This is a genomic window from Vreelandella sp. 2A-K22, assembly GCF_054065485.1.
Genome location: NZ_JBSUGC010000007.1, coordinates 44,605 through 56,097 on the forward strand (window position 1 = coordinate 44,605; position 11,493 = coordinate 56,097).

10 protein-coding genes are annotated in these 11,493 nt (G+C 59.2%); 6 read left to right on the plus strand and 4 right to left on the minus strand.

Annotation, left to right across the window (positions count from 1 at the left end):
- Window positions 1-4: 4 nt before the first annotated feature.
- From ACW17M_RS11070 to ACW17M_RS11085, 4 genes are all read right to left on the minus strand, one after another.
- Window positions 5-1,645 carry an ABC transporter ATP-binding protein gene (locus tag ACW17M_RS11070; RefSeq protein ID WP_457547386.1) on the minus strand — a complete coding sequence of 547 codons (1,641 nt, stop codon included), beginning with the start codon at window positions 1,643-1,645 and terminating at the stop codon, window positions 5-7.
- Between the two features lie 9 nt (window positions 1,646-1,654).
- Window positions 1,655-2,488 (minus strand): ABC transporter permease, encoded by an 834-nt coding sequence (locus ACW17M_RS11075; RefSeq protein WP_027957407.1) that lies wholly within the window; start codon window positions 2,486-2,488, stop codon window positions 1,655-1,657.
- Window positions 2,485-3,465 (minus strand): ABC transporter permease, encoded by a 981-nt coding sequence (locus ACW17M_RS11080; protein ID WP_138801577.1) that lies wholly within the window; start codon window positions 3,463-3,465, stop codon window positions 2,485-2,487. Before ACW17M_RS11080 ends, ACW17M_RS11075 begins: the two co-directional genes overlap by 4 nt.
- Before the next feature lie 77 nt (window positions 3,466-3,542).
- The gene (locus ACW17M_RS11085; RefSeq protein ID WP_027957405.1) at window positions 3,543-5,099 is read right to left on the minus strand and encodes an ABC transporter substrate-binding protein; all 1,557 of its coding nucleotides are present in this window, start codon (window positions 5,097-5,099) and stop codon (window positions 3,543-3,545) included.
- Window positions 5,100-5,309: 210 nt separating this feature from the next.
- Here ACW17M_RS11085 and ACW17M_RS11090 point away from each other — a divergent pair, with 210 nt between their 5' ends.
- The 6 genes from ACW17M_RS11090 to ACW17M_RS11115 all read left to right on the plus strand — a co-directional run bounded on the left by ACW17M_RS11090 (window position 5,310) and on the right by ACW17M_RS11115 (window position 11,344).
- On the plus strand, window positions 5,310-6,020 hold the full coding sequence (locus tag ACW17M_RS11090) for a GntR family transcriptional regulator (protein WP_457547387.1): 711 nt from the start codon (window positions 5,310-5,312) through the stop codon (window positions 6,018-6,020).
- Entirely contained in the window at window positions 5,998-7,026 is a 1,029-nt protein-coding gene (locus ACW17M_RS11095; protein WP_457547388.1) for a histone deacetylase family protein, read from the plus strand. Before ACW17M_RS11090 ends, ACW17M_RS11095 begins: the two co-directional genes overlap by 23 nt.
- A gap of 130 nt (window positions 7,027-7,156) precedes the next feature.
- Complete coding sequence (locus tag ACW17M_RS11100; RefSeq protein WP_457547389.1) at window positions 7,157-8,041, plus strand: LysR family transcriptional regulator; 885 nt, start codon at window positions 7,157-7,159, stop codon at window positions 8,039-8,041.
- Window positions 8,042-8,211: 170 nt separating this feature from the next.
- Window positions 8,212-9,108: a HalD/BesD family halogenase gene (locus ACW17M_RS11105; RefSeq protein WP_233974446.1), complete on the plus strand. Its 897-nt coding sequence runs from the start codon at window positions 8,212-8,214 to the stop codon at window positions 9,106-9,108.
- A gap of 52 nt (window positions 9,109-9,160) precedes the next feature.
- A complete protein-coding gene (locus tag ACW17M_RS11110) occupies window positions 9,161-10,429 on the plus strand; it encodes a M24 family metallopeptidase (protein WP_457547390.1) in 1,269 nt (422 codons plus the stop codon).
- Window positions 10,430-10,489: 60 nt separating this feature from the next.
- Entirely contained in the window at window positions 10,490-11,344 is an 855-nt protein-coding gene (locus tag ACW17M_RS11115) for a glycine betaine ABC transporter substrate-binding protein (protein ID WP_457547391.1), read from the plus strand.
- The last annotated feature ends 149 nt before the right edge of the window (window positions 11,345-11,493 follow it).

Below are 11,493 nucleotides of genomic sequence, written 5' to 3' on the forward strand. Positions count from 1 at the left end.
TAAATTACGCTGTCGCTGCCACCGGGGCTTCGCGGCCGGGAATTGCCTTGAGCAGCGCCTGGGTATACGCCTCTTTTGGGGCGAGGAAGATCTGCTCGGCGCTGCCTTGCTCGACGATGCGGCCATGCTGCATCACCACTATGCGGTCGCAGATATGTGCGGCGACGCGCAAGTCGTGAGTAATAAACAGCAGCGAAAGCGACAGCCGCTGCTTCAACTCTTCCAGCAGTTCCAGTACCTGGGCTTGAATCGAAACATCCAACGCCGAGACGGCTTCGTCCGCCACGATCAGTTCGGGGTTGAGCGCCAGCGCTCGGGCAATGCCGATGCGCTGACGCTGGCCGCCGGAAAATTCGTGGGGGAAGCGTTCCACGGCGCTGGCGCCCAAGCCCACCATGTCGAGCAGCTCGCCCGCCTGTTTAAGCGCCGCGGCTTTGGGCGTGCCGTTGGCAATTGGCCCCTGAGCAATCGCCATGCCCACTTTGGTGCGTGGGTTGAGCGAGGCGTAAGGGTCTTGAAAGATCATCTGTACCCGGTGGCGTTCCCGGCGCAGCGCATCGCCTTTGAGCTGGGAAAGGTTCACCCCATCCAACAGCAATTCACCGCTATCGGGGTGCTCAAGGCGTACCACGCAGCGCCCTAGGGTGGACTTTCCAGAGCCAGATTCGCCTACAATCCCCACCGTTTCGCCGCGGGCTAAGGTGAGCGAGACATCCTCTAGGGCACGCACTTCCCGGGAAGGTTTAAGGAATCCGCCCCGGGAGCGAAAGACCTTATTGAGCTGCTTGATCTCCAGCAGCGGGGCGACTTGGCTGGTTTCACGGTGGGGCGGCACCGCATTGCTGGGAATCGCGGCAATCAGCGCTTGGGTATAAGCGTCTTGAGGGTTCTCAAGCACCGGCTTGGCGTCCCCCAGTTCGACAATCTTGCCGTGGCGCATGACGCAGACGCGGTTGGCGATTTCGGCCACCACGCCAAAGTCGTGGGTGATAAACATCACCGACATGCCGCGCCGCTGCTGTAGGTCGCGAATAAGCTCCAGAATCTGCGCTTGCGTGGTGACATCCAGTGCCGTGGTAGGCTCATCGGCAATCAGCAAAATGGGCTCCAGCGCAAGCGCCATGGCGATCATGACCCGCTGGCGCTGGCCGCCGGAAAGCTCGAACGGGTAGGCGCGAATGGCCTTCTCCGGCTGGGGAATACCCACTTCGATCAACAGCTCCAGCGCGCGGGCCTGGCGCTCTTTGGGGGTGAACTGGCCGTGTGCCTCGAACACTTCAGCAATTTGCGCACCAACCCGCATCAGTGGGTTAAGGGCGGTCATTGGCTCCTGGAAGATCATGCCGATTTTTAGCCCACGCAGGGCGCGGTGCTGCTTTTCCGTTAAAGTGAGAAGATCCTGCCCCTCGAACAGTATCTCGCCATGGGTGGCGTTCACGCCCTTGGGCAGCAGCCCCATCACGGCGTTGGCGGCCATTGACTTACCGGAACCGGACTCACCCACCACGCACATGATTTCGCCGCGCTTCACCTCGTAGCTAACGTCCTCCACCGCCAGAGCGCGATCCGCCCCTTTGGGGAGCGCAATGTTCAGATCGCGAATGCTGAGGACGGTGTCAGCCGATTGATTCTCTGTAATGGGCATATAAAGTCCTTAGCGCTCACGTGATAGTTTGGGGTTCAAAGCGTCGTCTAACCCTTCACCCACCAGGTTTAACGCCAGTACGGTGAGCAGAATCGCCACGCCAGGGAAGAAGCTCAGCCACCACGCCTGGCGAATCACCGTGCGCGCTGCGCCTATCATATAGCCCCAGGACATCACGTTCGGGTCGCCCAGGCCGAGAAAAGACAGCGCCGACTCCAGCAAAATCGCGGTGGCCACCATTAGCGAGGCCAGCACGATAATCGGCGACAGCGTATTGGGCAGAATCTGACGCAGAATGATCGTGCTATTGGACTGGCCGACCAAGCGCGCGGCTTCGACATACTCGCGGTTGCGCAACGACATAAACTCGGCGCGCACTAAGCGGGCCACCGGCGGCCAACTGACAATCGCAATTGCCAGCACAATCGAGGTGATGCTGGGCTGCATGATGGCTACCAGCACAATCGCCAGGGCGAAGTTGGGGATGGTCTGGAAGAACTCGGTAAAGCGCATCAATATGTCGTCAATGAGGCCGCCGTAGTAGCCTGCAATGGCCCCCAAGGGAACGCCAATCAGCAGCGCCACGCTGGTGGATACCAGCCCGATCAACAGCGATACCCAGGCGCCGTGCATCAAGCCTGAGGCCACGTTGCGGCCCATGGTGTCGGTGCCCAGGGGAAAGCCATCCTGGGAGAGCGGCGGCAGAAAGGGGCGCTGCACCATGCGCCAGGGCGATTCAGGAAACAGCAGCGGTGCCAGTATCGCCATAGCGATAATCAGCAGCAGGATGATCAGCCCGACGAGGGCGCCACGGTTTTGCGCAAAGCGTGCAAAAAAGCTCATGCGGCCCCCTTCTTGATGCGCGGATCAGCCAGGCTGTAGACCAAATCGGTGATGATATTGAAGACGATAACCAAGGCCGCCGAGAAGAAGAAAATGCCCAGCAGCAGGTTGTAGTCGCGCTGTTGCAACGCTTCGAACATCAGCCGCCCGATGCCGGGCCAGGCAAACACGGTTTCGGTCAGGATGGCGCCTCCGACCATCTGCCCCGCCTGCAGGCCGGCTAACGTGATGATCGGCAGCAGGGCGTTACGCAACACATGGCGGCGCTGAATAATGCTGGGCTTCAAACCTTTGGCGCGGGCGGTTTTGACGTAATCCTGCTGCGCGGCATCCAACATCGAAGTGCGCGTCATGCGGGTGTAAATCGCCATAAAAAATAGCGCTAAGGTGGTCGCCGGGAGCACTAAGTGCTTGGCAACATCGAGCACCAGCGCAAACCCCGTATGGCCTGCCCCCACGGTGTAGAGGCCGTAGGCGGGCAGCCAGCCCAGGTAGACGGAAAACACCACCACCGACATCAGTGCGACCCAGAACAGCGGCGTGGCGTAGAACACCAGCGCTAGCGCCATGATCAGTGATCCAGAGGGTTTCTTGACCCGTGCCGCGGCCATGGAGCCCGCCACGATGCCCAGCACCAACGAGAGCACGAAGGCAGTGCCAGTCAGCAATAGGGTGGCAGGTAAGCGATCCATAATCAGATCAAAGACAGGGACGCCCAACCGGTAGGAGTAACCGAAGTCGAGCATGGCGATACCTGATACATAGCGCCACAGCTGCACATACATCGGCTGGTCGAGCCCAAAGCGCTCGCGCAACTGGTTGAGAAACTCCTGGTCGGCAGCACCTGCTTCACCGGCCAGAATGGCGGCCGGGTCACCTGGGGCCAGTTGAATCAGCAGGAAGTTAAAAATAACGATTAAAAACAGCACAATCACGGCTTTAAATAGCCGCATCAGAATGAGGCGCGCGTAAACCATAAGTCGTTTTCCTGACTAATACCTTCAAGACATAGCTAAAAAACCCAGGTAGCTCGCGCTACCTGGGTGGCTTGGGTTTAGCGATCTAGCCAAGCATCTTTAAAGCCGTCGTTAACACCCACGCCGGAAGTAACCAGGTTCTGCACATCGCAGCGATACAGGGTCGGGAAGCCCAGTTCCATCAGCCAGCCAACGGGCACGTCTTCATGGAGGATTTCCTGTACTTCGCGGTAAAGTTTTTCGCGCTCTTCGTCGGGGAAAGCCGTGGCGGCCTCGTTAAACAGCTCGTCGACGCGCTCGTTTTCGTAGCCTTCCACGTTATTCCAGGGCGAGCCCTTGGCAATGTTGTCGGAAAGGTAGGTGCGTGAAATACCCAGTGCCGGGTCGCCATACTGGTAGAGATAGGTAAAGGCGAGGTCGTAATCCCAATCGCCCAGGCGCTGGTTCCAGCCGCCTACGTCGGTGGCTTGGGTTTCAACGTTAATACCCACTTCACGCAGGTTCTGCTGTACGGCTTCGGCCCAGCGCGTCCAGGTTTCGCCATAGGGCAGCGGCAGAATGGTGATCTCTTCGCCGTCGTAGCCCATTTCATCCAGCAACTCACGGGCGCGTTCGGGGTTGTGATCGTAGGGTTCCAGGTCGTCGTTCTGGAAGCGCGCATTGGAGCCAAAGGCGGAGAGCGGAACATTGCCCAGGCCGTTCCACAACACATCTTTGGCGAACTCGCGATCCATGGCGTACATCACCGCCTGACGGAAACGTTTATCCGCAGTGGGGCCTTCGCGGTTGTTCATCCACAGCATGGCAAAGGGGCTGAAGTATTCGTGGCCCTCTTCGGTCATGCAGACGTTATCCATCTCGGCCAGGCGGGGAATATCGAAGTTCTCGACGGTACCGCTGGGCAGCACGTCGATGGTTTCATTTTCAAAGGCCACAGCACGGGAAGCGCCATCGGGAATGATGTGCCAGTTAACGCCATCCAGGTAGGGCAAGCCCTCTTCATAATAGTCGTCGTTTTTAACCAGTTCGATCACCGTGCCGCGTTCCCAGTTGGAGAACTTAAACGGGCCGGTACCGATGGGGTGGTCGTTGTGCTCGTTATCGCGGAAGTCGGTGCCCGCGTAGAGGTGCTCGGGCACCATGGTGAAAGTGCCCGCCTCGAAGGAAAGCAGGAAAGGGCCGAAGGGTTGGGTCAGGGTAAATACGACGGTGTGGTCGTCGGTGGCTTCGATGCTCTCCACGTGCTGTAGCACGGCGCGGGCGCTGGGGTTCAACTCGCGGTGGAAGACATCGGCGGAGAACACGACGTCATCGGCGGTAAAGGCTTCACCATCGTGCCAGGTAACGCCTTCACGCAGGTGGAAAGTGTAGGTGCGACCATCCTCGCTGACCTCCCATGACTCCGCCAGTTGCGGCATGGGCTCTAGGTCGGTGGTATAGCGCAACAACCCTTCGTAGATATTGCCTGCCACGGTGCGGGTAGGGGCGTTTTGAATCATGCCCAGCACCAGGCCTGGCGGCTCGGGCTGAATGATGGTGTTAACGACACCCCCTTCTTTAGGGTCGTCTGCCATAGCGGCGGAGGTAAAAGCGAGTGCTGCAGCGGAAATAGCCAAAGCTAAAGGTTTTTTCATGTTTCCTGCTCCTCGGTTATTAGCACGTAATGAGGTTACGTAGTCGTTAGGCGAGCGAGGCGTGTCAGACCCAGTTGTGATGTTTGTTAGGGATCTGTTTTGACCATAGCAGTACTTGGTAAAACTGTCGACAGTCGGCAATCGTTCGTCGACAAGTGGCTTTTTTTCGTCATACTGGGAAGAACACGTCATATCCCATGAGTGAATGCGATGGCCTCACCAACGGCGGCTCCCAGGGCCTTTATCCAGCAGCAGAACCTGGTCGAACAGGTGGCTGACTATTTAACCCAAGCGATTATTCAGCAACACTTTTTACCCGGCGAACGGCTCTCGGAAGTGCAGCTCTCCCGCGACCTGGGTGTTAGCCGTGCGCCGGTGCGTGAGGCCGCTCGTTTGCTGGAAAGCCGTGGTTTATTGATCTCGAAACCGCGCCGAGGCTTCTTTGTTCGCGCGTTGAATGCCGTTGAACTCGAAGATGTGTTTGATTTGCGGCTCTGCCTTGAGCGCCACGCGATCGAGCGCCTGGCAGAACGCTATACCGCCGATGCCCAGCGTGCACTCAAGCAGCAAGTAGAGGTGCTATGTGAAGCGGCAGCCGGGAACGATGGCACCCGCCGCATCGAGGAGGATTTGCAGTTTCATCGACTGATGCTGCACTACGCAGGTAACGAGCGCCTGCTGCGCGCCTTTGACGACCTGTCCCATGAGCTGCGCCTCTGCATCACCCTAATTACCAAAACCCATGAAGCCCCCGACACCATCGCCACCAGCCACTTTAAGTTGCTCGACGCGCTGGATAGTGGCAGCCCTGCTGCCTGCCGTGAGGCGATTGACTACCACATAGGCGTTGCCCGCGATTTCGTGGTCAAGGGTGTGGGCGAAACCGGAGATAGTGACGATGAAGACGTTCTGCCACGCTGACCAACTGCTTCATCAGCCGCAAACCTACTTCTCCCGTGGCAAGATGCGCACACCCCAGGAAGTGCCTGAACGCGCCACGCACCTGCTGGCCGCCGCCAAGCAGCTAGGGTTTGATATTCAAGCGCCCGCGGATCATGGCGTGGCACCGTTAAGGGCGGTGCACTCGTTGGCCTATCTGCGCTTTCTCGAAAGTGCCCATCGGCGCTGGCATGCCCTCGGCGAGGATTGGGGTGAAGAAGTTATTTCCAATATTTTTGTACGTTCGCCCAACGCCCTTCGCGGCATCTTGGCGGAAGCCGGGCGTTACCTGGCTGACGGTAGCGCTCCCGTGGGCCAGCATACTTGGCAGTCTGCTTATTGGTCGGCGCAAAGCGCCGTAGCCGGTGCCGAAGCCCTGTTGGCCGGTGACCGATTCGCCTATGCGTTATCGCGCCCGCCGGGCCACCACGCGGGCATCGATTCCGCCGGTGGCTTCTGCTTTCTCAATAATGCCGCCATTGCCGCGCAGCACCTCACCTCGCGCTACCCGCGCATCGTCGTGTTAGACCCCGATATGCACCATGGGCAGGGTATTCAGGAAATTTTCTACCAGCGCGACGATGTGCTGTATATCTCGATCCACGGCGATACCACCAACTTCTACCCAGCAGTGACTGGTTTTGAAGACGAGCGCGGGCAGGGGGGCGGGCTGGGCTATAACCTCAACCTGCCGATGCCCCATGGATCACAGGAGTCGGTGTTCTTTGACCGCGTGGAGCAAGCCTGCCAAGCCATCCGCCTGTTCGAACCGGACGCCATCGTACTGGCGCTGGGGTTCGATATCTACGAACTTGACCCCCAAGCCAAGGTCGCCGTTTCTACCGCGGGTTTTGCTGAGCTTGGCCGCAGGGTAGCGGGCCTGAACGTACCCACGCTGGTGGTGCAGGAAGGCGGTTACTATCTTGAAGGACTGGAAGCCAACGCGGTGAGTTTCTTCGAGGGGCTGCTTGGCAACAAAACGCCCTGACGATTAAGCCAGTATTTCCAAGCCTTATGAAGAGGGCTAGGTAATGTATGGAACACGGCGTATTCAAAAGAAACTGGCCGGTGCTAGCATGTCGTTTCACGCGACGCGTCATCTCTCAAGAGACTCTCCCATGCTGGATATCAAGTATTACGTATTGATAGACGCCATTGCCACTCACGGCACGGTGCACGGTGCTGCTGCCGCTATCGGCATTACTCAGCCCGCGGCTACGCATCGCATTCGTGAAATGGAACGCCGCCTGGGTGTGGCGCTTTTTCACCGTGAAGGACGCCGACTGACGCTTTCCGCCTCAGGCGAGCGACTGCTTGAGACTGCACATGACGTGCTCCCTCGACTGCGCAGCGCCGAGCTCGAGGCGTGGCAACTGGCACGCCGGACCGAACCCGCTTTGCGACTGGGCATCGGCCCTTACGACACCTTCTCGAGGGCGCTTCCGCATCTCTACGACCAGCATGAGCGTGATATCGACCTGGTACGCCTGTCCATGGCAGACATGACCACGGCGTTACTCACCAGTCGCGTCGACATGATCTGCATGATTGAGGTGCCCTCGCAGCGTGGCATTGCCCACCAGTTATTGTTCGAGGAGCCACTGGTGGCCGTTTTGCCGCCCGAGCACCCCTATGCGCAAAGCGACGCGGTGCCCGCCGAGGTATTCGATCAGGGGCGGCACTTTACCTACAGCATCACCCCCGAGTCCGGCCATGAGTTCGAGCATTTCTTCCAGCCAGCCGGCGTCTACCCGTCGCATATGGTTCAGATTGAGTCGGTCGCCCTGATCCTTGAGCTCGTCGCTGCTGGCAAGGGTGTGAGCATCCTATCGCGCTGGGCCGTTCAGGATGCACATCACGCCGGTCGCGTCGTCATGCGGCCATTGGCGGGTAACTTACTGCGCATTCCTTGGTATTTGGCCTATGCGCAAACGCCACGTATCACCGCCGTCGCCGAGCCGCTGGCGGCCACGCTCCGCCATCTCTACCGCACCGACGTGTGAGATAAGGCTGCATCCATCTCTGAGCGAGTTAGAACGATAAGAATCTCGTCGCAGATGGTCGGACATTCTCATTAGTATCCCCGTCCCCACACTTTTACTGTATTGCCACTTCCTAGCAACGATCTGTTAGCAATAACTGATCATTAACGAACTATCAGGAGAGGCAATATATGTCACAAGCTACGCTCGGAACCCAATCGGCCTCGCAAGACGCCACCGATGACCGCCATCCATTAGCGCGTTTTATCGATCTTGAACGCTACCCGATCCTGCAGCGCGATAGCGACGCCTACCAATCGGCGGTCGAGCGCGTTCGTCAACAATTGCGTACCGACGGCTGTGCTCTGCTATCGAGCTTCATCCGCAAAGATCTTATCGAACCACTGCGCGAGGAAAGTGAGGCCCTGGCGCCAAAGGCGTTCTACTCGGACAACAACGTTAACCCTTACGTTACGCCGGACGATCCGTCTCTGCCCGAGGATCACCCTGCACGCTTCTTCCAGCACTACACCAATGGCTTCGTGGCGCGTGACCTGATCCCCGAGGACGCCATTGTCCAGCAGCTTTATCGCGACCCTGACTTCCAGCGCTTCGTTGCCGACTGCCTCGAAGAGCCGGTGATTTACGAGTTCGCCGATCCTATCGCGGGGCTGGTGATCAACGTGATGCCCGACGACACCGAGCTGCCCTGGCACTTCGACACCAACGAATTCATCGTCAGCCTGATGACGCGGCGTCCCAATGAAGGCGGCGAATTCCAGTACGCGCCCAATATCCGCCGTCCCGGCGAGGAAAACTTCGCTGCCGTGCAGCGCGTACTTGAGGGTGACCACACCGACGTCGAATCGTTGACGCTCAAAACCGGCGACCTGCAGCTCTTCAAAGGACGTTATTCCATGCACCGCGTCGCCGCCGCCAAGGGCCAGCGCCTCTGCACGCTACTAGGGTACGCCAAGACGCCTGACATGATGGGTAGCCTGGAGCACACCAAACGGATTTACGGCCGCGTTACGCAGCAACACATCGACGCCGATAATCAGCGCCGTCACGACGCGCTCATGGGCTAGGTACTACTGAACGCGACCCTTATTTATCCACTTCACACAAGGATGCCTTGCCATGGGCGATATCGTGTCACTCGCCGGATCAGTTCCCACGGGCGGCCCCTATGCCGGCGGGAGCTTCCGCCATGCCACGCTCGACGCCGCGCTGCTGTCGCGCGTCGAGCGCTACCGGCTGCAACGCCTGCGCCAGCAGATGAAGCATCACCAACTGGATGCGGTGATCCTGTTCGATCCCATCAACATTCGCTATGCCTGCGGCGTGCGCAACATGCAGGTCTACTCGCAGCGTAACCCTGCGCGCTATCTCTACGTGGCGGCGGACGGCCCAGTGGTGCTGTTCGAATTCAGCGCCTGCCTGCACCTGGCGGCCAACGCCGAGCTACTCGACGAGGTGCATCCCGCCCGGGCGGTGATGCCGCAGTACAGCGGTCCTCGCTGCGCAGCACATACCCAGGCCTTTGTCGATGACATCCGCAGCCTGTTCGAGCGTTCGCATACTCAGGGGCAGCGTCTAGGCATCGAGTCCGCACCCACCGGCGCCGTCGAGGCGCTGGGCCAGGCTGGCTTCCAGTTGACCGACGCCGCCACCGCGGTCGAGGGCGCCAAGTCGATCAAGAGCCTCGACGAGCTGGCCCTCATTCACCGCTCGGTGACCCTGACCGAAGCCGCCATGACGCGTATGGAAGCCGCCATTCGCCCCGGCATGAACGAAAACGAGCTGTGGTCGATCTTCAACCAGCACGTGCTGGCCACCGGCGGTGAATACGCCGAAACTCGACTTCTAACCTCCGGTGCACGCACCAATCCGTGGTTCCAGGAATGCTCGGACAAAGTCATCGCTCCAGGCGAGCTGGTGGCCTTCGATACTGACATCGTTGGTTGCTTCGGCTACTACACCGATTTCTCGCGAACCTTCCATGTGTCCGGCGCAGGCGCGCCCAGCGCCGAGCAAAAAGCGCTCTATCGCATGGCCGCCGACCAGCTCGAGCGCAACATTGCCCTGCTGCGCCCGGGCATGAGCTTTCGCGACTACTCGCAACAAGCGTGGCCGATACCCGATGGTTATCGCGAAAACCGTTACCTGGATATTGTTCACGGCTGCGGTATGACCGGCGAGTGGCCGCTGATCGCCCACGACATGGATTGGGACGACGTCGGCTACGACGGCACCATCGAACCCGGCATGACGCTCTGCGTCGAGGCCTATATCGGCCACCGAGACGGCACCGAGGGCGTCAAGCTGGAAGAGCAGGTGCTGATCACCGAAGATGGCATCGAACGCCTCTCGACCTACGGCTATTCCGACATACTGATGGAAGAATGACGACGTAGCGCATCACTCTTTCTCATCCCTTTCGATTAACGAACATAAAAAAGGACGCGTATGAAACCGTTGACACCCCTTTTTATCGCCTGCGGCCTGGCCGGTCTCTCGATAACCGCCTCGGCCAACGACACGCTGACCATTGGTACCAACAATTGGGCGGAAAACATTGCTGTATCGCACATGTGGCAGCAACTGCTTGAAGAGCAGGGCTACGACGTCGAGCTGACCACCACCGGCAAGAGTGTGCTCTTCAGCGGGCTCGCAAACGGCGATCTGGATATCTCGCTGGAAGTCTGGCTCCCGCATGGCGACGCCCAGTACATCGAGCCCTACAAGGAACGCATCGACGTTCACGATGCCTGGTTCGACGGCGCCCAGGACGAACTGGTGGTGCCCGCTTACATGGAAGACATCAATAGCATCAGTGACCTCAAAGACAACGCCGAGCGCTTCGACTATCAGGGCGAGCCGACCATCCTTGGCATCGAATCGGGCTCGGCTATCTCCGGCGAGACCGAAAACGCCATCAAGAGTTACAACCTTCCGTTTCGCCAGTTGAACAGCTCCGGCCCCGCCATGCTCGCAGCCCTTGAGGAAGCCTATGCCAATGAAGCGCCCATCGCCGTCACACTCTGGCAGCCCCACTGGGCCTACGCGCAGTACGACCTGAAGGCGCTAGAAGATCCCAAGAAGAGTTATGGGGGTGGTGACGATATCATGTGGATGTCGCCCAAAGGGTTTGGCGAGGAGCATCCAGAGGTCACCCAAATGCTTGACACCTGGCACATGAGCCACGACCAGTTGGCCGATCTCATGCTGACCATCGAAAACCTCGGCGACCCCACGCAAGGCGCCAAGCAGTGGATCGAGGAACATCGCGATCTCATCGACGGCTGGCTCGCCGAGGGCTGATCCCACCCCGGGCCGGCTGTCAGGGCCGGTCCATCTCCATATCTTGCCGCTTTTTCTACTGTCCCCCTCTGATCGAGCCAACACGCCATCGGTAGTAGGGTTGGCTATCGCGAGCGCCTTAGCGCTTGGCCGGTCAATATGTGAGCCGC